This window comes from Pseudomonas sp. HS6 (genome assembly GCF_023375815.1).
Classification (GTDB): domain Bacteria; phylum Pseudomonadota; class Gammaproteobacteria; order Pseudomonadales; family Pseudomonadaceae; genus Aquipseudomonas.
On the sequence record NZ_CP067412.1, the window covers coordinates 5,634,690 to 5,656,064 of the forward strand.

The following is a 21,375-nucleotide window of genomic DNA, read 5'->3' on the forward strand; positions in this document are numbered from 1 at the left end:
AACAACCCATCGCTTCCAATACGACAAATTTAAGAACTAGCCTGTTTGCTCTTACATTAACAGAGAGCAACAACATGACTACTTTAACTATTTTCTTTTGCGGTACAGGTTCGACAAAGTTTGATAACGCCCACGATAACTATTGGGATGGCGAATTGGTCTCCACACTGGCCTCCCATCACACCGGTCGCGAATTCGCCGAATGGGTCGTGGTCGATGGTCCCGGCACCAGCAACCTTCAGGCCGATGAGCTATTCACTAAATCCAAGGACTACGGCCTCAGCGGAACCCTGTTCGGCAAGGGCTGGGAGGAAAACGTCCAGCACGCGATGAACATCATCAAAGGCCAATGCGACTGGCAGCGCGAGCAACTGACCGAAGCGGAATACAACCGCCTGAAAGCTGCCGGCATTCCCATTGAAGATGTAAAGGTCGAGGGTTCCTGGCTATGGCGCAAATATAACTATGGCGAGCGCAGCGTCACGCAACAAAAGTTACAGGAGCAGATCATTAAAACTTTCCGCAAGGACGGTGTCATTCCAACAAAGGTCAATCTGGTGGGTTGGAGCCGTGGCGGCATTAGTTGCCATATGCTGGCCAATGCCATGTTCAACGACAGTGCGCTGAAAAACATTCCGGTGAATATCTTCGCCATTGATCCCGTGCCCGGTATCGGTAACTTTCAGGAACACCGGGTAAAGCTCAACTACAACGTCAAAGAGTACGTGGGCTTTTATGCTCGGGACGAACGCTCCAAGGGTTTCAGCTGCGTCATTCCGCAAACCGCGACCGGCACCAAAACCAGCATCTTCCCAATGCCTGGCCGTCACGCCACCCTGGTCGGTAACGCCTCCTCCGATGGCAACAGTGGTCCCAAAGTGCTGGCCGAACCCGGCCTCATCGTCCGCCACTTTGCCGAGGTCTGCCTGAAACGCTGGGGCACCGTGCTCGACAAAAACCTCAACCTCACCGACGCCGCCCTGCGAAACCACACCGCCGCCATCGTCAACGCGGCAGCGAAATACAAGGCCATGGAGAAGTGCTCCTACACCTGGTTCACCGAACTGGATCAAGGTGAACGCTACGTGTCGCTGGGCAGCAAAGGCGTCCCGTTCTCGACAGTGAAAGGCACGATCTACACCCCGGCGACCGGGCTGACGACGAGTGTGCTGGATGTTGAAGGGTATCGGGCGATTCGTTGAAAACCGTGACTGATCTGTAGGAACGGCCTGCTCGAATCTGCATCCCGTTCCTACACGCAGCGGCGCCTTGTCTTCTATCGGCGCCGTTAGGTCGAAACCTATAGTTGTGACTATCGCTGCCAATTCAGCGGCTCGGGCTTGGTCACCCGATTGGATCATGCATTCGCGTCCGCTGTATCCTGCCGGCACTCAATTGCCAGCAGCGTTATGGTGGCTGTGTTTGGGACGCTTTCGAGCGTGCCGGGTATGTGCATGATCCTCACCGGTTGACCAACCCGAACACAGTCGCCTCCAGTCGCTTGGTCACGATTTGGTGGCTTCATTCGAAGCAATTGAGGATCTAAAAAATGAAATCATGGAACGAGCTCCACTCCGATCGCTACCGTCCACTCGACTCCAACCTCACCGACACCAAGCCCCTGGTCATCGACACCGAGGCCAACCCGCAAGACATCCTCGAATGCGCCGTCCAGCGCCTGCGCGCTTCAAGCGACCTGCTGCAAACTCTCTACTGCCTCTGCTTCAAACATGCCGACGTTGAAGACATTCCCCACATCACCCACGCCCTTTACCTGCTGACCAAAGACGGGTTTGACCTGTTGCAGGTCGCCCAGCAACGAATGCTCAACTGGAAAGCTCCAGTCTGAGGTTGAGTGATCAGATCGTTCCCATGTTCGACATGAGAACGATCACTTACCAGTCATCTACTCAAATCCCTTCAGCATTGCTGGAAGGTAAGCCAATGGCGTACATTTACGATGATTTTTGTTGAGACTCGGATCTTTACTCGTCGAGTAAAAGAGCTGCTGGACGATCACACGTATGCCGCTTTTCAGAAGCAACTGGTTGTAAGTCCTTCGATTGGCGATGTAATTGAAGGCACAGGCGGGATCCGCAAAACCCGAATCGCAGCGAAAGGACACGGCAAGCGAGGCGGAGCACGGGTGATCTACTACCACTTCGTTTCGGCGTCACAAATCGGGTTATTGATGATCTACCCTAAAAATGAACAACACGATCTGTCCAGCGATGAGCGTAAAGCACTCAAGGTCTTGATCGAAAAATGGAGATGCCCATGAGCAAATTTTTTGATGAGCTGATGGAAAGTGTGCAAGAGATGGACGAGATTGTACGAGGCCAGCGCGCACCTTCTCGCGAATTCCACGTTGATGCATTGCAGGTCAAAGAAATTCGTAAAGCTACCGGTTTGACCCAGACCAAATTTGCGGCTCTGATCGACGTCCAACTCGGCACTCTACGAAATTGGGAACAGGGTCGTCGCGAGCCTACCGGGCCGGCAAAAGCTTTGCTCAAGGCCATTCATAACGACCCGGTTCATGTTTTGAATGCATTGGCCCATTGAGAAAATGAACGCCCACAAAAAAGCCGCCCACAAGAGGCGGCTTTTTCATTCACCAGAACCCAGTCTTACAACTTAGGCCCGGCAGCCTTGATCGCGTCGCTCACGTCGAACTTCTTGAAGTTCTCGATGAACAGACCGGCCAGTGCTTTGGCAGCTTCGTCGTACGCAGCCTTGTCAGCCCAGGTGTTGCGTGGGTTGAGCAGGTTGGTTTCGACGCCCGGTACGGCCAGTGGCACGTCCAGGTTGATGGTGTCCAGGTGTTCGGTGTCGGCACCGATCAGCGCGCCGCTCTGGATCGCTGCGATCACGGCGCGGGTGGTCGGGATGTTGAAGCGTTTGCCGACGCCGTAGCCACCGCCGGTCCAGCCGGTGTTGACCAGGTAGACCTTGGAGCCGAAGCCCTTGATGCGCTTGATCAGCAGCTCAGCGTATTCGCCAGCCGGACGCGGGAAGAACGGTGCGCCGAAGCAGGTGGAGAAGGTCGACTTGATGCCGCTGCCCGAACCCATTTCAGTCGAGCCCACCAGTGCGGTGTAGCCGGACAGGAAGTGGTAAGCCGCTTGCTCGTTGTTCAGGATCGACACTGGTGGCAGTACGCCGGTCAGGTCGCAGGTCAGGAAGATCACAGCGTTTGGCTCGCCGCCCAGGTTCTTCTCGGAACGCTTGGCAACGTGTTCCAGCGGGTAGGCTGCGCGGCTGTTCTGGGTCAGGCTGACATCGGCGTAGTCGGCGTGCTTGGCGTCGTCGATCACGACGTTTTCCAGCACAGCGCCGTGCTTGATGGCTTTCCAGATGACCGGCTCGTTCTTCTCGGACAAGTCGATGCACTTGGCGTAGCAGCCGCCTTCGATGTTGAACACAACGCCTTCGCCCCAGCCGTGTTCGTCGTCACCGATCAGGTAACGGCTTTCGTCGGCCGACAGGGTGGTCTTGCCGGTGCCGGACAGACCGAAGAACAGGGTCACGTCGCCTTCTTCGCCGATGTTGGCAGCGCAGTGCATTGGCAGCACGTCAGCAGCCGGCAGCAGGAAGTTCTGCACCGAGAACATGGCTTTCTTCATTTCACCGGCGTAACGCATGCCGGCGATCAGCACTTTTTTCTGTGCGAAGTTGAGGATCACGCAACCGTCGGAGTTGGTGCCGTCACGCTCAGGCACGCACTCGAAGTTGGCCACGTTCAGCACTTGCCACTCTTCACGACCGGCCGGGTTGTACTGGGCCGGGTTGATGAACAGGCAACGACCGAACAGGTTCTGCCAGGCAGTCTGGGTGGTCATCTTCACGGCCAGGTAGTGATCTTCGGCCGCGCCTACATGCACGTGGGAAACGAAATGCTCTTGCGCGTTGTTGAATGCCTCGACGCGAGCCCACAAGGCATCGAACTTGTCGGCCGGGAACTTGCGGTTGATCGGGCCCCAGGCGATGGCAGCCTGGGTGGAAGGCTCTTCAACAATGAAACGGTCGACTGGCGAACGGCCGGTGCGGTGACCGGTGCGAACTACCAGAGCGCCGGTATCGGCAAGCTCGCCTTCACCGCGTTTCAGGGCTTCTTTTACCAGATCATCAACACTCAGATCGGTGTACACGGCGTTATTGGCTTGCGTCATGAGGTTCCCCGTCGGCCAGTGGCCGAGTGTGCTCCAAACGTTTTGTAGTAGAAAGTCGTGCACTACTACCGCGAAAAAAGTGGGCCGGATTATGCCAGAAAAGCCCAAAAAGAGTAGGGCCCTCCCGTCGTAACGGCGTTATTCCGTCGTTGAGCAGTGAATTTACCTGCGCTGAACCGTTTTAGTGCCGGGTATCTGACGGCGTCTCGACGCCCGCGCCAGCGAACAATTGAGCGATATCCGCCGCATCGAACAAGTAGCGCTGGTTGCAGAACTGGCAATCGATCTCGACTTTGCCACCCTGCTCGACCACCAGCGCCTGCGCATCTTCCAGACCCAGGCTGACCAGTGCATTGCCCGAGCGTTCGCGGGAGCAGCTGCAATGGAAGCGCAGTTTCTGCACATCGAACAGACGCACCTGTTCTTCATGGTAGAGGCGATGCAGAACCGTTTCGTTGTCCAGGCTCAGCATTTCATCGGCACTCAGGGTGCTGGCCAGTGCAGTGATGTGCTGCCAGCTGGCGGCGCGTTCCTCTTCGTCTTTCAGGCGATCGGCAGGCAGTTGCTGCAACAGCAGGCCACGGGCGCGACGGCCATCGGCAAAGAGTTTGAAGCGGGTGCCGACCTGCTGGGACATGACGAAATAGTTGGTGAAGCAATCGGACAGGGTTTCACCGTCGAGGTCGACGATGCCCTGGTAACGCTGGCCTACGGTCGGGTCGACAGTCAGGGCCAATACGCCGTTGGGCATCAGGTCGGAGAGCGTTGCGTCGGGTGCGATCAGGTCGGCCTCATAGCGTGCCAGGCCGCGGATTTCGCGATCGCTGGAGCACTCGATCATGAGCATCGGGATCGGGCCTTCGGAGCGTGCCTGAAGAATCAGCAAGCCATCGAACTTCAGAGTGCCGACCAGTAACGACGCCGCCGCCATCAGTTCACCCAGCAGCTGCGCAACCGGCTCCGGGTACGGGTGCTTGGCGAGCACTTCGGCGTAGCTGCGTTCCAGCGACACCAGTTCGCCGCGCGTGTCGCTGTCATCGAAGATGAAGCGTTGGGTGTAATCGGTATCGAGGAAATCGGTCATAGGTCTAGGTATCTGATTTTAATGACAAAAAGGTTACAAAGAATGAAAATCCCGCGCTTCTGGCATCCATTTTGATGCCTATGTTCAGCCACGGGAGGCATTTTATGAACAATCCGGGTTTGTTCCAATCAAGGTGGAACCTCGGCCGGCTGGTTCTGTGCAATGCAGTGCCATTGGCACTACTGGCTTTCTGGTTATGGCCTACGGGTCAGATGCTGTGTGTGATTTTCGACGAGTGGCTGTTCCGCTCACTCAATGCACCGCTGGCCAGCAACCCCATATGGCTCCACATCTGGGCAATTGCAAGTCTGCGCCCGTTCGATGTTGTCGTCGGACTGATTCTGCTGACGCTGCTGATCAAGGGCGACTGGGTGTTCAAGGCGATTGACGTGCGTCGCGCCTTCTTCGGATTTTTCTCGATCCTGTTGCTGATGGTGGTGATCCGCGCGCTGTTTTCCAAATTCGCCGACCACATGGGCTGGCAGCACAATAGCCCATCCATGGTGCTCCAGGGCGCCGTTCATATGAGCGACTACTTCCCTCATCTGGAGAAGACCTTTGAGCTGAAGGATCGCTCCAGCCAGAGTTTCCCCGGTGACCATGCTTCGGTGTTGCTGATCTGGGCGTTGTTCATGGGCGTATTCAGTCGCTCAGCCGGCCAGTTCCTGACGATCTGGGGCCTGGCGTTGCTGTTCATGCTGCCGCGGCTGGTGGCCGGCGCGCACTGGGGCCAGGACGATTACATCGGTGGCCTGCTGCTGGCGGTGTGGGCGTTGGGCTGGGGTTACTACACGCCGTTTGCGTATCACGCAGCGAACTTCTGGCTGAAGGTTACCGCGCCGATTTTCGGCCTGCTGGGCAAGCTGCCGGTGGTTTCGCGGATGAGTGTGGTGGCGCTCCGCTAATTCTCTGCGCCTGAAAAGATCGCAGCCTGCGGCGGCCCCTTCGGGAGCGCATGCAGGCTGCGATTTTTTATTCGCTGCTGCTATTCCCACGAAATTTAAACAAGTCCCGACGCTGTTTCTTGCTCGGTTTGCCATCGGTGGTCACACCCAACGCGCCCGCCTTGCGCATCGCCGCAGCCGCCTCACGCTTGGCGACGCTGGCGTCGGTTTCCGCATACAGCGTCTGAGCTTCCGGTGCACCGCGACGTACGATCGACAGGGCCTGGACCACGACAGTCTTCTCATCGAAGCCGGTACGAATCTCGAATTCATCGCCGATGCGTGGCTCTTTGCCAGGTTTGCAGCGCTCTCCCCGACAATGCACCTTGCCACTTTCGATGGCGGCTTTGGCCAAGGCGCGAGTCTTGAAAAACCGCGCGGCCCACAGCCACTTGTCGAGACGGACCTTGTCGTCCTCTTCCTGTTTTTGCGCCATATGAATTCCTCGTTCAGCCAGTAGTCGGAACTGTACTACCGATTCTGTCGGGCGCAAGAACCCGGCGCTCCAGATAAACTGTGATCTTCGCCGGTTCAACGGCATGGAGTGATCGAGTGACCAAATTCCCGTCTTCATTGACCTCGCCCAAATCCGGGTGCCTGGGCTGCCAGCAAAGCGAGCCGCTGGGCTTCGATTTTTCCTTCGCTTATCAGCCCATCGTGGATCTGCGTGACGAGTCGGTGTACGCCTACGAGGCATTGGTCCGCGGTGCGGCCGGTGAAGGCGCATTAACCGTGTTGGATCAGGTTACAGAAGATAACCGCTACCGTTTCGACCAACTCTGCCGGACTCGCGCCATCGAAGGCGCGGCCGAGCTTAATATGCAGACACACTTGTCGATCAACTTCATGCCCAACGCCGTCTATCGTCCAGAGTTATGCATTCGCAGCACCCTGGAGGCCGCCAAGAAACACAATTTCCCGATCGACCGGCTGATTTTCGAAACACTGGAAAGCGAGCACGTAGATAACTATCGCCATTTGACCAATATTCTGCGTGAATACCGCGAATTCGGCTTCAAGACGGCCATCGACGATTTCGGTGCCGGCTATTCGGGGCTCAATCTGCTGGCCGATTTCCAGCCGGACCTGATCAAACTCGACATGGCGCTGATCCGCGATATCGGCCGTGACCGTGTTCGTCAGGCTATCGTTCGGGGGATTGTCACAATCTGTGCGGAGTTGGACGTTACAGTCATCGCCGAAGGCATAGAAAGCGCTGGTGAACGGGATTTCCTGGCGGACTGCGGAATATTTCTGATGCAGGGTTTCTGGTTCGCCAAGCCTGCATTCAAAGCGTTAGCTCAGGTTTCCCCTGGAGCGTGGACGCGTTAATTGTTGGTTTTTTCCATTGAAGACATTTGACCATTTGACCGTTGTCGGTCTGCGCGAGTGGGTGGCGCTCCCGGGCTTGGGAGTCGCGGGCCTTCGGGCGAAAATCGACACCGGGGCCAGTACCTCCAGCCTGCACGCCACCGACATCGAGCCGTTCGAACGGGACGGGGAGAAATGGGTGCGTTTCACCGCGCACCTGGGCACGGTAGTGCAATTGCGCCATCGGCGTTGCGAAGCACCGCTGGTCACCCGCAAGACCATCAAGAGTTCCAACGGCCAGGCCCAGGTGCGCTATGTGATCAGCACCACCCTGGCCCTCGGTGATCGGGTCTGGCCGGTCGAGTTCACCCTCGCCTGCCGCAAGTCCATGCGTTATCGCTTGTTACTCGGTTCCAAAGCCCTGATTGACGGCCAGTTGGTGGTCAATCCAGGCATCAAATATGTACAAGACAAGCCGGTGTTCCCGGTATCTACCTCCTCCACAGGTGTTGCATGAAGATCGCTGTGCTGTCGCGGAATCCGCGTCTGTATTCCACCCGTCGTCTGGTCGAAGCCGGTACCGAACGCGGGCATGAAATGGTGGTGATCGACACCTTGCGCGCCTACATGAACATCGCCAGCCACAAGCCGCAGATCCACTATCGCGGCAAGCCGCTGGAAGGTTTCGATGCGGTGATCCCGCGGATCGGCGCATCGGTGACGTTCTATGGCTGCGCGGTGCTGCGTCAGTTCGAAATGATGGGGGTGTTTCCGCTCAACGAATCGGTGGCCATCGCCCGTTCCCGGGACAAGCTGCGTTCGCTGCAACTGCTGTCACGCCGTGGTATCGGCCTGCCGGTGACCGGGTTCGCCCACTCGCCGGACGATATTCCCGACCTGATCGACATGGTCAACGGCGCGCCGCTGGTGATCAAGGTGCTGGAAGGTACTCAGGGCATTGGCGTGGTGCTGTGTGAAACCGCAACGGCGGCGGAGTCGGTGATTGAGGCGTTCATGGGCCTGAAGCAGAACATCATGGTCCAGGAGTACATCAAGGAGGCCGGCGGCGCCGACATCCGCTGCTTCGTGGTTGGTGACAAGGTGATCGCGGCGATGAAGCGTCAGGCCAAGCCTGGTGAGTTCCGCTCCAACCTGCACCGGGGCGGCAGCGCCAGCCTGATCAAGATCACCCCGGAAGAACGCATGACCGCGCTGCGCGCCGCCAAGGTCATGGGCCTGGCGGTGGCGGGTGTGGATATCCTGCGTTCGAATCACGGGCCGCTGGTGATGGAAGTGAACTCGTCGCCGGGACTGGAAGGGATCGAGACCACCACCGGCAAGAACGTGGCGGGGATCATCATCGAGCATCTCGAAAAGAATGGCGGGCCGAACATGACCCGCACAAAAGGCAAGGGTTGAACCTTGAATCAGGCGGCCGCAAGGCCGCCTGAAACTTAAACCGCGTCTCGCGGCAGCATCAACCCCAGCGGCAAGCGCACCCGCGCCTCCAGCCCGCCACCGGACCGGTTTCGCAACTCGACGTTGCCACCATGCATCGAAGCAATCCGCTTGACGATCGCCAGCCCCAACCCGGTCCCCTTCCCACCACGGGCACGATCGCCACGGGTGAACGGGTTGAAGATCGCTTCAAGTTCCGACGGATCAATCCCCGCCCCACGGTCCATCACACTCAGCACCACATACGGCGCACTGGTGTCTCCGGACACATAGGCCGCGACGTCCACGCTACCGCCAGCATGATTCAACGCGTTGCCAATCAAGTTGTTCAGCAGACGTTTCATCGACACCCGACGCAGCGGGAACGGCTGGATCGGCTCCAGACGCAAGCGCACTTTCTCTTCACTCTGGTTGTACGGCGCCGCGACTTCACGCACCAGATCGCTCAGATCCACTTCCTCCACCGACTCGTCCCGACCATCGCGAATGAACGCGAGGAACTGGTCGAGAATCGCGTCCATGTCTTCGATGTCGCGCACCATGTCGTCAGTCAGATCAGTGCGGTCACCCATCAACTCCAGTGACAGTCGCAAACGGGTCAGCGGCGTACGCAAGTCATGGGATACCCCGGCCAGCATCAGCTCGCGCTCGCGACCGGCCTGCTCGACGTCTTCGGCCATCTGGTTGAAAGCGCGATAAACCTCGGCCATCTCGCTGGGGGTGTCACTGATCGGCAGGCGCACGCTGCGGCCCTGGCCGAGTTGCCGGGCGGCGTAGACCAGGCGTTTCAACGGTTGGTTGAGCTGACTGACGAAAATCCATGCCGAGGCGGTCGAGAGCAACCCGATGGCAAGGAACCAGCCGAGCACGTTCCAGATTTTCTGGCCGCGCAACGGGTGCGGATACAACGGCACTTTCAACCAGCCATCACCCAGGCTCGGCGCACGCACCCACAATGCCGGTGGCGAATGCATGCGCAGCCGAACCTCGGTGTCGGCACCCAGTTCCGCCTGCATCTGCCGCTGGTAGATTTCGCTGTACGGCCAGTGCTGCTCGCCTTCCGGCACACCGGCACCGACCACCCGGATCAGGGTCGCGGCATCGGCAATCTTCGCGCGATTTTCCTCATCGGCGGCCCAATAGGCACGCAGCGTCAGGGCAACGCCGTGGCTGTATTGGCGATCCACGAGCACGTCCTCGTTCATCAGCAGATAAACCAGCGTCAGTGCCTTGGAAAACAATACGACGATGAGCACCAGCCAAAGGGTGCGGGAGAAGAAACTTTGGGGGAACCAGACAGGGGTTTTCATGGATAACCGCTACGCACTTGCAGGAGCGAGCAATGCTCGCATATTGCGGAAAACGAGTCTGCGGAGGCGGTACTTTCAACCGCGCCCCACAGACCCGCTCCTACAAATCACCCGTCACTTGGTGGAGTTGCCATCCGGCACGAACACATAACCCACGCCCCAGACGGTCTGGATGTAGCGCGGTTTGGACGGATCGGGTTCGATCATCCGGCGCAGACGGGAAATCTGCACGTCAATGGAACGCTCCAGGGCATCCCACTCCCGGCCACGGGCCAGGTTCATCAGTTTGTCGCGCGTCAGCGGCTGGCGGGCGTTCATCACCAGAGCCTTGAGTACCGCAAACTCACCGGTGGTGAGCATGTGCACTTCGTCGCCGCGCTTGAGTTCGCGGGTGGCCAGGGACAACACGTAATCGCCGAACGTGACGTTTTCTTCTTCACTGCCCGGCGCGCCCGGCACCGGTGCGGCCTGACGGCGCAGGACGGCTTTGACGCGGGCCATCAACTCGTCCGGGTTGAACGGCTTCGCCAGGTAGTCGTCGGCCCCCAGTTCCAGACCCTTGATACGGCTCAGCTCGTCGCCCTTGGCGGTGAGCATGATGATCGGGATCTGATTGTTCGCGCCACGCAGACGACGGCAAGCGGTCAGGCCGTCTTCGCCCGGCAGCATCAGGTCGAGAACGACCAGGTTGAACACTTCACGCGACAGCAGACGATCCATCTGCTCGGTATTCGGTACGGCGCGGGCGCGGTAGCCCTTGCTGACGAAGAAGCGTTCCAGCAGGCTGCTCAGCCCCGGATCGTCGTCAACAATAAGAATTTTTTCGCCTTCAGCAGTTTGTGCAGTGCTGCTCATTGGATGCTCCTTTTAGCTCGGCGCGCATTATGGCGTAGCTGCCGTTATACGCACCGTGTGCATTGTTAGCAGATTTTTCCTTCACTGCCAGAAAACCGGGGCTTGAGCCTACAGACTGTGTCGCCCCCGAATGACAGAACGCTGGTTATAATGCGCGGCCTTTTGTGTCAGGCAACGTCTGAATCGTTACCGCAGGTGGCCGTCCTTTATTTTCATGGGCGCAGCAGTAATTGTTCGATTTCACGGGTCAATGGGAAGCCTTTTGACCCAGGCAGCGGCAAGCGTCAGGCCGCCCAACCAGACTCCGGGCCTTTATTTACGTGCCTGCGAGCCTGCTTTCACAATTTGTCAGGTGGTTTTATGGACAGCATCAACAGCCGCATCGCCGAGGAACTCGGCGTACGCCCACAACAGGTCGAAGCGGCCGTCGCGCTACTCGATGAAGGCTCTACCGTTCCCTTCATCGCCCGTTACCGGAAAGAAGTGACCGGCAGCCTCGATGACACTCAGTTGCGTCATCTGGAAGAGCGTTTGCGCTACCTGCGAGAACTCGACGAACGGCGCATCAGCATTCTTTCCAGCATCCAGGAGCAGGGCAAACTCACCCCTGAACTGGAGCGCGAAATCAAACTCGCCGACACCAAGACCCGCCTCGAAGACTTGTATCTGCCGTACAAACAGAAGCGCCGCACCAAGGGCCAGATCGCCCTGGAAGCCGGCCTCGGCGAGCTGGCCGACGGTCTGTTCAACGACCCGAGCCTGGCTCCGGAAACCGAAGCCGCACGCTTCATCGACGCCGAAAAAGGCGTGGCCGACGTCAAGGCTGCACTGGAAGGCGCCAAGTACATCCTCATGGAGCGCTTCGCCGAAGACGCCAACCTGCTGGAAAAACTGCGTACTTATCTGAAACAGGAAGCCACCCTCAGTGCCCGCGTGATCGCCGGTAAAGAAGAGGAAGGCGCCAAGTTCCGCGATTACTTCGAACACGACGAACCGCTGAAAAGCATGCCGTCGCACCGCGCGCTGGCGATTTTCCGTGGCCGCAACGAAGGCATTCTCAGTTCCGCGCTGAAAGTCGGCGACGAATTGCCGGGCACCATGCATCCGTGTGAAGGCATGATCGGCCAACAAGTCGGCATCCAGAATCAGAACCGCCCCGCCGACAAATGGCTGGGCGAAGTGGTGCGCTGGACATGGAAGGTCAAGCTCTACACCCACCTGGAAACCGACCTGCTCGGCGAGTTGCGCGACGGCGCGGAAACCGAAGCGATCAACGTGTTCGCCCACAACCTGCACGACTTGCTGCTGGCCGCTCCGGCCGGCCCGCGCGCTACCCTGGGCCTCGACCCGGGCCTGCGCACCGGCTGCAAGGTCGCCGTGGTCGACTCCACCGGCAAGCTGCTGGATCACGCCACGGTTTACCCGCACGTGCCGCACAACAAGTGGGATCAGACCATCGCCATCCTGGCCGCCCTGTGCGCCAAGCACTCGGTCGATCTGATCGCCATCGGCAACGGCACCGCCAGCCGTGAGACCGACAAACTGGCCATCGAGCTGATCAAAAAATACCCAGCGATGAAAATGACCAAGGTCATGGTCTCCGAAGCCGGCGCATCGGTGTACTCGGCATCGGAACTGGCAGCCAAGGAATTCCCGGATCTGGACGTATCGATCCGTGGTGCCGTGTCCATCGCCCGTCGCTTGCAGGATCCACTGGCCGAACTGGTGAAGATCGATCCGAAATCCATCGGTGTCGGTCAGTACCAGCACGACGTGTCGCAGCTGAAACTGGCACGCGGCCTGGACGCCGTGGTCGAGGACTGCGTGAACGCCGTGGGCGTGGACGTGAACACTGCGTCCGTGGCGCTGCTGGCGCGGATCTCTGGCCTCAACGCGACCCTGGCGCAGAACATCGTGACTCACCGTGACGAGCACGGCGCGTTCAAGACCCGCGCTGCGCTGAAGAAAGTCGCGCGTCTGGGCGAGAAAACCTTCGAACAGGCCGCCGGCTTCCTGCGTGTGATGAACGGCGACAACCCGCTGGATTCCTCGGCCGTTCACCCGGAAGCCTATCCGCTGGTGCAACGCATTGCCGCTGAAACCGACCGCGACATCCGCTCGCTGATCGGCGACGCGGGGTTCCTCAAGCGTCTGGATCCGAAGAAATACACCGACGAGACTTTCGGTCTGCCAACCGTCACCGACATCCTGCAGGAACTGGAAAAACCGGGCCGCGACCCGCGTCCGGAGTTCAAGACCGCCGAGTTCCAGGAAGGCGTCGAGGACTTGAAGGACCTGCAACTGGGGATGATCCTCGAGGGCGTGGTGACCAACGTGACCGCGTTCGGCGCGTTCGTCGACATCGGTGTGCATCAGGACGGTCTGGTGCACATCTCGGCGCTGTCGGAGAAGTTCATCAAGGATCCGCGCGAAGCGGTGAAGGCCGGTGACGTGGTGAAAGTGAAGGTCATGGAAGTCGACATCCCGCGCAAACGCGTCGGCCTGTCGATGCGCATGAGCGACACCCCGGGCGAGAAAATCGACGGTGCCCGTGGCGCGCGTCCGGGCTCGGCGCCACGCCAGTCGCAGGGTTCGGCTCCACGCAAGGAAAGCACCCCGGCGGCTCCGGCGAACAACGCCATGGCGTCGCTGTTCGCCAACGCCAAGCAGTTGAAGAAACGCTGATGGAGATTCCGGCCGGGCTCGTCGAGAGCGCGTTTTTCAAGCTGTTGGGCTGCCGCCTGCACAGCCTGGAAACCGGGGTGGCGCAAGTCGCCCTGGTGCTGGAACCCGAACTGCGCAACCGCGGCGGCAAGCTGCATGGCGGCGCGTTGTTCAGTCTGGTCGACATCGCCATGGGGCTGGCCTGTTCCAGCACTCACGGCTTTGACCAGCAAAGCGCGACCATCGAGTGCAAGATCAACTACATCCGCGCCGTCTCCGAAGGCGAGGTGATGTGCACGGCGCGGGTGATCCACCCGGGCCGGCGCACGCTGGTGGTCGAAGCCGACGTGATGCAGGGCGACAAACTGGTCGCAAAAGCGCAAGGCACGTTCGCTGTCCTGTAGATGTTGTTCATCATTTTGAGTTAATTTCGGCGCTGTGATCGCAGCGTCGGAGTTTCCTGTGGGAGCGGGCTTGCCCGCGAATGGGGCGTATCAGCCAGGATCAACTTGTCTGACACACCGCTTTCGCGGGCAAGCCCGCTCCCACAGGGATCTCATTTTCTTCGCGTGTATCAGCCAGATTCAAGGATTGAAGTCGGCGTTTCCAACATGGGTTTGACCACCCGAAAACCAGGCGAAAACGCCAGTTTCAACTTCACCCTTGTAGACCGTCCTGCCCACCCCCATATTGGGGCGACTGACGCGTGAAGGAATCCAAATTGAGCGAACTTCTCAACCGCCGCCTGGCTCTGCTCGGTGAGCGCGCCAACCTCTCTCTGCTCGAGCAGTGCCTGCACGGTATCGAACGTGAATGCCTGCGCGTGACCGGCGAGGGACGTCTGGCGCAAACGCCGCACCCTGAAAGCCTGGGTTCCGCGCTGACCAACGAACAGATCACCACCGACTATTCCGAGTCGCTGCTGGAATTCATCACGCCTGCCCTACCGGACCCGGCCGACACCCTGGCCAGCCTGGACAAGATTCATCGCTTCGCCTACAGCAAACTCGGCAACGAGTACCTGTGGAGTCCATCGATGCCGTGCCCGTTGCCGGCCGAGGAAGACATCCCGATCGCCTATTACGGCACCTCCAACATCGGTCAGCTCAAGTACGTCTACCGCAAGGGCCTGGCCCTGCGTTACGGCAAGACCATGCAGTGCATCGCCGGGATTCACTACAACTTCTCCCTGCCGGAAAAACTCTGGCCGCTGCTGAAAGAAGCCGAAGGCTTCGTTGGCACCGACCGGGATTTCCAGTCGTCGTCCTATATCGCGCTGATCCGCAACTTCCGTCGCTACAGCTGGCTGCTGATGTACCTGTTCGGTGCTTCGCCGGCGCTGGATGCAGGATTCCTGCGCGGCCGTTCGCATCAGCTGGAACAGCTGGATCCGGACACCCTGTACCTGCCCTACGCCACCAGCCTGCGCATGAGCGACCTCGGTTACCAGAGCAACGCCCAGGCCGGCCTGACCCCTTGCTACAACGACCTGGCAAGCTACACCGACAGCCTGCGCAAGGCGGTGGCCACGCCGTACCCGCCGTACGTTGAAGTCGGCACGCACCAGGATGGCGAGTGGGTGCAACTGAACACCAACATCCTGCAGATCGAAAACGAGTACTACTCCAACATCCGCCCGAAACGCGTGACCTACACCGGCGAGCGGCCGATCCAGGCGCTGGTTGCCCGTGGCATCCAGTACGTCGAAGTGCGTTGCCTGGACATCAACCCGTTCCTGCCGATGGGCATCGACCTCACCGAATCGCGCTTCCTCGACGCGTTCCTGCTGTACTGCGCGCTGAACGAGAGCCCGCTGCTGACCAACAACTCCTGCGGCGGTGCGACTTCGAACTTCCTCAGCGTGGTCAAGGAAGGTCGCCGTCCGGGCCTGCAATTGCAGCGTGACGGCCAACCGGTCGAGCTGAAGGAATGGGCGGCCGAACTGCTGGAGAAAATCGCTCCATTGGCGGCGCTGCTGGATCAAAGCCATGGCGGCGATGCCCACAGCAAGGCACTCGACGCACAACTGGCCAAGGTCAAGGATTCGTCCCTGACACCTTCGGCTCAGGTGCTGGCGGCGATGGCCGAGCACAAGGAAAGCTTCGCGCAATTCTCCCTGCGCCAGAGCCAGGCTCACGCCAAGTTCTTCCGCAGCGAGCCGTTGGCGCCTGAGGAACAGGCGAAGTTTGAAGAACTGGCGCGGTCGTCGCTGGCGCAACAGGCTGAGCTGGAGCAGAACGAGGTGGGGGATTTCGATGTGTTTGTCGGGTCGTATCAGGCGAGCATTCTGGCGATCAGTAACTGATCGTTCGGCTTTAGATCGCAAGCCCCTCACCCTAACCCTCTCCCATAGGGAGAGGGGACTGACCGAGTTGTTAGTGCGAGGTACGCCGACCTGCAATATCAAGCCGAGCTCAGGATCTGAAAGGCCCCCAATCGGCTCCCTTTCCCCCTCCCGGAGGGAGAGGGGACTGACCGAGTTGTTGGTGCGAGGTACGCCGACCTGCAATATCAAGCCGAGCTCAGTATCTGAAAGGTCCCCAATCGGCTCCCTTTCCCCCTCGCCCCCCCTGGGGGAGAGGGTTGGGGTGAGGGGGAAAAGATCTCAAGCCATACCCAAAACTCAAACGCCCCCCAATACCAGCGAGCCTTAGATTTTTCCGCTCATAAGCTAAGTCTAAAAAGTTATTTATTTTTAGATTCTTAGATCATTTAGTCTCCTTTCACGCCGATCCTCGGTCGCCTGACATGGAGCTCTCCAATGAAACTGAATGTCCCGCTTCGCCTGCTGGCCGTGGCCTCTCTGGCTGCCGCGAGTTTCCTGGCTCAGGCCGCCGACCTCACCGTCGCCTACCAGACCACCGTTGACCCGGCGAAAGTCGCCCAGGCCGACGGCGCCTATGAAAAAGCCACCAAAGCCGACATCAGCTGGCGCAAGTTCGACAACGGTGCCGACGTCATCACCGCCATCGCCTCCGGCGACGTGCAGATCGGCTACCTCGGTTCCAGCCCGCTGACCGCCGCGATCACCCGCAAAGTCCCGGTGGAAACCTTCCTCATCGCCACTCAGATCGGCGCCGCCGAAGCGCTGGTCGCCCGCGACGGCTCCGGCATCAAGACGCCGCAGGATCTGGTCGGCAAGAAAATCGCCGTGCCGTTCGTGTCCACCGGTCACTACAGCCTGCTCGCCGCGCTGAAGCACTGGAACATCGATCCTTCGAAAGTCACCGTTCTCAACCTCGCCCCGCCAGCGATCATTGCCGCTTGGAAACGCGGTGACATCGACGCCACTTACGTTTGGGATCCGGCGCTGGGTGTGGCCAAGGAAAACGGCAAAGTGCTGATCACCTCCGGCGAACTGGCCAAGTTCGGCGCGCCGACTTTCGACGCCTGGATCGTGCGCAAAGACTTCGCCGAGAAGCACCCGGAAATCGTTACCGCATTCGCCAAGGTCACCCTCGACGCCTACGCCGACTACCGCAAGGATCCGAAAGCCTGGATCGCCAATCAGAGCAATGTCGACAAACTCGTGAAACTGTCCGGCGCCAAGGCCAGCGACATTCCATTGCTGCTGCAAGGCAACGTCTACCCGCTGGCGGCGGATCAGGTCAGTGACCTCGGCGCGCCGACCACCAAGGCCATCACCGACACCGCTGCGTTCCTCAAGGAACAAGGCAAGGTCGAAGCGGTACTGCCGGACTACGCGCCGTACGTCACCCCCAAGTACATCACCAACTGATCGGGAGCTAATTGCGATGGCCTTGCTACAGCTGGAGCGCATCAGCGCACAGTATCCCGGCAGCCCGGAACCGGTGCTGGCGGATATCTCTCTGACTCTGGGGCCTCAGCAGTTGCTGGTGGCCCTCGGCCCGTCCGGCAGTGGCAAGACTTCGCTGTTGAACCTGATTGCCGGCTTCGTCGAACCGAGCGCCGGGCGCATCACCCTCGATGGCGTTCCGGTCAAAGGCCCGAGCGCCGAGCGTGGCGTGGTGTTCCAGGACGACGCTCTGTTGCCCTGGCAGGACGTGCTGGCCAACGTCGCCTTCGGCCTTGAACTGGCCGGTGTGCCCAAGGACAAACGCGAACAGCGCGCCCGGGAAATGCTCGCGCTGGTCGACCTTTCCGGTTTTGAAAAGCGCCGCATCTGGCAACTCTCCGGCGGCCAGAAACAGCGTGTTGGCCTGGCCCGCGCACTCGCGGCCGACCCGCGTGTACTGCTGATGGACGAGCCCTTCGGTGCCCTCGACGCCTTTACCCGCGAACAGATGCAGGAGCTGTTGCTGCAAGTCTGGCAACGCACCGCCAAACCGGTGTTTCTGATTACCCACGATATTGAAGAAGCGGTGTTTCTCGCCACTGACCTGATTTTGCTCGCGCCGAATCCGGGTCAGATTGTCGAGCGCCTGCATCTCGACTTCGGCCAGCGCTACGCCGCTGGCGAATCAGCGCGGGCGATCAAGTCCGACCCGCGCTTCATCGAAACCCGCGAACACGTGCTCGCCAAAGTGTTCTCGCAACGCAGCGCCGTTCAGCGGCAGGAGCGCGCATGAGCAGTTACGACGTTTCCGCTACCGCAGTGAAACCCGCCGCAACGTCGGTGGTGATTCCCGTTCGCCGCGGCCTCAGCACGCGCTGGATCAGCCTGCTGACCCTGTTCGCGTTGCTGGTGATCTGGTGGGCCGTCACGGCCACCGGCCTGATCGAACCGCTGTTCCTGCCGCCACCGTCCGCCGTGCTGCAAAAAGGCTGGTTGCTGGCGACCACGGGCTACATGGACTCGACGTTGTGGCAGCACCTGGGGGCGAGCCTGAGCCGCATCGGTCTGGGCCTCGGTTTTGCGATTCTGACCGCCGTGCCGGTAGGCATCGCCATCGGCGCCAACCGCATCGCCCGAGGTGTGCTGGATCCGCTGATCGAGTTCTACCGCCCTATTCCGCCGCTCGCTTATCTGCCGCTGATCGTGATCTGGTGCGGTATCGGCGAGCTGTCGAAAGTGCTGCTGATCTACCTGGCGATTTTCGCCCCGATCGCCATTGCCACCGCGACCGGCGTGCGCACCGTCGACCCGGCCAAACTGCGCGCTGCGCAATCGTTGGGGGCGACTCGCGCACAACTGATTCGCCACGTGATTTTGCCGAGTGCCCTGCCGGACATTCTGACCGGTGTGCGCATTGGCCTGGGTGTCGGCTGGTCGACTCTGGTCGCTGCCGAATTGATCGCGGCCACCAGCGGCCTCGGCTTCATGGTGCAGTCGGCTGCGCAATTCCTGGTCACCGATGTAGTGGTGCTGGGGATTCTGGTCATCGCCCTGATCGCCTTCGCCATGGAAATGGGCCTGCGCGCCCTGCAACGCAAACTGGTGCCGTGGCACGGCCAGGCCCACTGATTTTTCAGCACTGACTACCCCGACATTTTCGGGGCCCGGAATTGACGAGAACCACCATGAGCAGCCTGAACATCACCCCGTTAAGCTCGGCCCTCGGCGCACAGATCAGCGGCGTCGACATCAGCCAGCCGCTGAACCAGGAACAACGCGATGCCATCGAGCAGGCGCTGCTCAAGTACCAAGTGCTGTTCTTCCGCAATCAGCCGATCGAGCCGTCGCAACAGGCGCGCTTCGCTCACTATTTCGGCGACCTGCACATTCACCCGATCTACCCGAACGTGCCAGAACAACCGGAAGTGCTGATCCTCGACACCGCCGTCACCGACGTGCGCGACAACGCGATCTGGCACACCGACGTGACCTTCCTGCCGACCCCGGCCATGGGCGCGGTGCTCAGCGCCAAACTGTTGCCGGAGTTCGGTGGCGACACGTTGTGGGCCAGTGGGATTGCTGCGTATGAAGCGCTGTCGGCGCCGATGAAAGCGCTGCTCGAAGGGCTGACCGCGACTCACGACTTCACCCGTTCGTTTCCGCTGGAACGTTACGGCAACACGCCGGAAGCACTGGCGCAGTGGGAAGAGGCGCGGCGCAAGAATCCACCGCTGTCACACCCGGTGATTCGTACGCACCCGGTGAGCGGGCGACGTTCGTTGTTCGTCAACGAGGGGTTTACGTCGAAGATCAATGAGCTGTCGGAAACCGAGAGTGAAGCGGTGCTGAAGTTCTTGTTCGCTCACGCGACGCGGCCGGAATTCACCATTCGCTGGCGCTGGCAGAAGGATGACATTGCGTTCTGGGATAACCGCGTGACGCAGCATTATGCGGTGGATGATTACCGCCCGGCGCGGCGGGTGATGCAGCGGGCTACGGTGTTGGGGGATGTACCGTTTTTTCGTTGAGCCCTTAACGCCAGAGCAAAATCACCCCCCCCTCACCCTAACCCTCTCCCGGAGGGAGAGGGGACTGATCCCGTTGCTCATCAGAGCTTCACCGACCTGAAATACCGAGTCGAACTCGGGTTTGAAAAGTATGGAGATATGCTCCCTTTCCCCCTCGCCCCCTTGGGGGAGAGGGCTGGGGTGAGGGGGTGAATCTAACTGACCCACCCCAATTTCAATCACTCAGCCGTCGAAGGCTTCTCCCAAAGATTAATCCCGCCCTCCTGAGCAAACCGGTCAATCTCCGCCAGCTCCTCCGCACTGAAACTCAGATTCTTCAACGCCCCAACGTTCTCGACAATCTGCTCAGGCCGGCTCGCACCGATCAGCGCCGAAGTCACTCGCGGATCACGCAGCGTCCACGCCAATGCCAGTTGCGCCAGGCTCTGACCACGACGCTTGGCGATCTCGTTCAACGCGCGTACATGAGCGATATTCGCCTCGGACAAGTGCGAAGACAGCAACGAGCCACCGCCCGGACGATTGACCCGCGCATCCGCCGGTACGCCGTTGAGGTATTTGTCGGTCAGCAGACCTTGCGCCAGCGGGGTGAATGCAATCACGCCGGTGCCGAGTTCGTCGGTGGTGTCGAGCAGGTCCTTTTCCACCCAACGATTCAGCAGGTTGTAGGCCGGTTGGTGAATCAACAGCGGCACTTTCCACTCTTTTAGCAATGCGGCGATTTCGCGGGTTTTCACGCCGGAGTACGACGAGATACCGATGTACAGCGCCTTGCCCTGCTGCACCGCAGTGGCGAGGGCGCTGGCGGTTTCTTCCAGCGGGGTGTCCGGGTCGAAGCGGTGCGAATAGAAGATATCCACATAGTCCAGGCCCAGGCGTTGCAGACTCTGGTCGAGGCTGGCCAGCACGTATTTGCGCGAACCGCCGCCCTGGCCGTAAGGGCCGGGCCACATGTCCCAGCCGGCCTTGCTGGAGATGATCAGTTCATCGCGATACTGCTTGAAGTCTTCGCGCAGCAAGCGGCCGAAGTTGGTCTCGGCGCTGCCGTAGGGCGGGCCGTAGTTGTTGGCCAGGTCGAAGTGGTTGATCCCCAGATCGAACGCGGTGCGCAGCAAGGCGCGCTGGGTGTCGATCGGCGTACTGTCGCCGAAGTTGTGCCACAGGCCCAGGGACAGCGCCGGCAGCACCAGACCGCTGCGTCCGACGCGGCGGTAGGGGATGGAGTTGTAGCGGTTCTTGGCAGCGGTGTAAGTCATCGAATCCTCTCTTGTCGGTCTTGAATCGGGTGTCGA

At 59.9% G+C, this 21,375-nt stretch carries 21 protein-coding genes; 15 read left to right on the plus strand and 6 right to left on the minus strand.

The genetic code is table 11. The annotated features are described in order from the left end of the window. Positions 1 to 74: 74 nt before the first annotated feature. From JJN09_RS25610 to nadS, 4 genes are all read left to right on the plus strand, one after another. Positions 75 to 1,202: a hypothetical protein gene (locus JJN09_RS25610; protein ID WP_249484287.1), complete on the plus strand. Its 1,128-nt coding sequence runs from the start codon at positions 75 to 77 to the stop codon at positions 1,200 to 1,202. Between the two features lie 347 nt (positions 1,203 to 1,549). After that, positions 1,550 to 1,849, plus strand: coding sequence for a hypothetical protein (locus JJN09_RS25615; protein ID WP_249484288.1), 300 nt, complete (start codon positions 1,550 to 1,552; stop codon positions 1,847 to 1,849). Positions 1,850 to 1,960: 111 nt separating this feature from the next. Continuing rightward, a complete protein-coding gene (locus JJN09_RS25620) occupies positions 1,961 to 2,281 on the plus strand; it encodes a type II toxin-antitoxin system RelE/ParE family toxin (RefSeq protein ID WP_249484289.1) in 321 nt (106 codons plus the stop codon). Further along, positions 2,278 to 2,565 carry a NadS family protein gene (gene nadS, locus JJN09_RS25625; RefSeq protein ID WP_127796615.1) on the plus strand — a complete coding sequence of 96 codons (288 nt, stop codon included), beginning with the start codon at positions 2,278 to 2,280 and terminating at the stop codon, positions 2,563 to 2,565. Before JJN09_RS25620 ends, nadS begins: the two co-directional genes overlap by 4 nt. 65 nt (positions 2,566 to 2,630) lie before the next feature. Here nadS and JJN09_RS25630 read toward each other — a convergent pair whose 3' ends face one another. Beyond that, the gene (locus JJN09_RS25630; RefSeq protein ID WP_249484290.1) at positions 2,631 to 4,172 is read right to left on the minus strand and encodes a phosphoenolpyruvate carboxykinase; all 1,542 of its coding nucleotides are present in this window, start codon (positions 4,170 to 4,172) and stop codon (positions 2,631 to 2,633) included. Between the two features lie 181 nt (positions 4,173 to 4,353). After that, positions 4,354 to 5,256 carry an Hsp33 family molecular chaperone HslO gene (gene hslO / locus JJN09_RS25635; RefSeq protein ID WP_249484291.1) on the minus strand — a complete coding sequence of 301 codons (903 nt, stop codon included), beginning with the start codon at positions 5,254 to 5,256 and terminating at the stop codon, positions 4,354 to 4,356. A 104-nt stretch (positions 5,257 to 5,360) separates the two neighbouring features. Here hslO and JJN09_RS25640 point away from each other — a divergent pair, with 104 nt between their 5' ends. After that, complete coding sequence (locus JJN09_RS25640) at positions 5,361 to 6,161, plus strand: phosphatase PAP2 family protein (RefSeq protein ID WP_249484292.1); 801 nt, start codon at positions 5,361 to 5,363, stop codon at positions 6,159 to 6,161. A 67-nt stretch (positions 6,162 to 6,228) separates the two neighbouring features. Here the strand turns inward: JJN09_RS25640 and JJN09_RS25645 are convergent, their stop codons facing one another. Further along, a complete protein-coding gene (locus JJN09_RS25645; protein ID WP_249484293.1) occupies positions 6,229 to 6,636 on the minus strand; it encodes an RNA-binding S4 domain-containing protein in 408 nt (135 codons plus the stop codon). A gap of 116 nt (positions 6,637 to 6,752) precedes the next feature. Here JJN09_RS25645 and JJN09_RS25650 point away from each other — a divergent pair, with 116 nt between their 5' ends. The 3 genes from JJN09_RS25650 to rimK are packed head-to-tail and all read left to right on the plus strand — an operon-like array spanning position 6,753 to position 8,930. Then, positions 6,753 to 7,532 carry an EAL domain-containing protein gene (locus tag JJN09_RS25650; RefSeq protein ID WP_249484294.1) on the plus strand — a complete coding sequence of 260 codons (780 nt, stop codon included), beginning with the start codon at positions 6,753 to 6,755 and terminating at the stop codon, positions 7,530 to 7,532. 49 nt (positions 7,533 to 7,581) lie between these two features. Then, the gene (locus tag JJN09_RS25655) at positions 7,582 to 8,028 is read left to right on the plus strand and encodes an ATP-dependent zinc protease (RefSeq protein WP_173861338.1); all 447 of its coding nucleotides are present in this window, start codon (positions 7,582 to 7,584) and stop codon (positions 8,026 to 8,028) included. Beyond that, positions 8,025 to 8,930, plus strand: a complete 906-nt coding sequence (gene rimK / locus JJN09_RS25660) for a 30S ribosomal protein S6--L-glutamate ligase (RefSeq protein WP_007949201.1) — start codon at positions 8,025 to 8,027, stop codon at positions 8,928 to 8,930. The genes JJN09_RS25655 and rimK overlap by 4 nt, the downstream gene beginning before the upstream one ends. 35 nt (positions 8,931 to 8,965) lie before the next feature. Here the strand turns inward: rimK and JJN09_RS25665 are convergent, their stop codons facing one another. Both JJN09_RS25665 and ompR read right to left on the minus strand, forming a co-directional pair. Beyond that, entirely contained in the window at positions 8,966 to 10,279 is a 1,314-nt protein-coding gene (locus JJN09_RS25665; RefSeq protein ID WP_085684165.1) for an ATP-binding protein, read from the minus strand. 114 nt (positions 10,280 to 10,393) lie between these two features. Further along, positions 10,394 to 11,134 (minus strand): two-component system response regulator OmpR, encoded by a 741-nt coding sequence (gene ompR / locus JJN09_RS25670; RefSeq protein ID WP_007952694.1) that lies wholly within the window; start codon positions 11,132 to 11,134, stop codon positions 10,394 to 10,396. 360 nt (positions 11,135 to 11,494) lie between these two features. Here ompR and JJN09_RS25675 point away from each other — a divergent pair, with 360 nt between their 5' ends. From JJN09_RS25675 to tauD, 7 genes are all read left to right on the plus strand, one after another. After that, positions 11,495 to 13,819: a Tex family protein gene (locus JJN09_RS25675; RefSeq protein WP_249484295.1), complete on the plus strand. Its 2,325-nt coding sequence runs from the start codon at positions 11,495 to 11,497 to the stop codon at positions 13,817 to 13,819. Further along, positions 13,819 to 14,202: a PaaI family thioesterase gene (locus JJN09_RS25680; RefSeq protein ID WP_085712709.1), complete on the plus strand. Its 384-nt coding sequence runs from the start codon at positions 13,819 to 13,821 to the stop codon at positions 14,200 to 14,202. Before JJN09_RS25675 ends, JJN09_RS25680 begins: the two co-directional genes overlap by 1 nt. A 317-nt stretch (positions 14,203 to 14,519) precedes the next feature. Continuing rightward, entirely contained in the window at positions 14,520 to 16,103 is a 1,584-nt protein-coding gene (gene gshA / locus JJN09_RS25685) for a glutamate--cysteine ligase (protein WP_249484296.1), read from the plus strand. Between the two features lie 456 nt (positions 16,104 to 16,559). Further along, the gene (tauA, locus tag JJN09_RS25690) at positions 16,560 to 17,537 is read left to right on the plus strand and encodes a taurine ABC transporter substrate-binding protein (RefSeq protein ID WP_102620596.1); all 978 of its coding nucleotides are present in this window, start codon (positions 16,560 to 16,562) and stop codon (positions 17,535 to 17,537) included. 16 nt (positions 17,538 to 17,553) lie between these two features. Then, a complete protein-coding gene (tauB, locus tag JJN09_RS25695; RefSeq protein ID WP_249484297.1) occupies positions 17,554 to 18,348 on the plus strand; it encodes a taurine ABC transporter ATP-binding subunit in 795 nt (264 codons plus the stop codon). Continuing rightward, complete coding sequence (tauC, locus tag JJN09_RS25700) at positions 18,345 to 19,184, plus strand: taurine ABC transporter permease TauC (RefSeq protein ID WP_249484298.1); 840 nt, start codon at positions 18,345 to 18,347, stop codon at positions 19,182 to 19,184. Before tauB ends, tauC begins: the two co-directional genes overlap by 4 nt. Before the next feature lie 56 nt (positions 19,185 to 19,240). Beyond that, positions 19,241 to 20,083 (plus strand): taurine dioxygenase, encoded by an 843-nt coding sequence (gene tauD, locus JJN09_RS25705; RefSeq protein WP_249484299.1) that lies wholly within the window; start codon positions 19,241 to 19,243, stop codon positions 20,081 to 20,083. A gap of 218 nt (positions 20,084 to 20,301) precedes the next feature. Here tauD and mgrA read toward each other — a convergent pair whose 3' ends face one another. Next, positions 20,302 to 21,339: an L-glyceraldehyde 3-phosphate reductase gene (gene mgrA / locus JJN09_RS25710; RefSeq protein ID WP_249484300.1), complete on the minus strand. Its 1,038-nt coding sequence runs from the start codon at positions 21,337 to 21,339 to the stop codon at positions 20,302 to 20,304. Positions 21,340 to 21,375 lie beyond the last annotated feature (36 nt).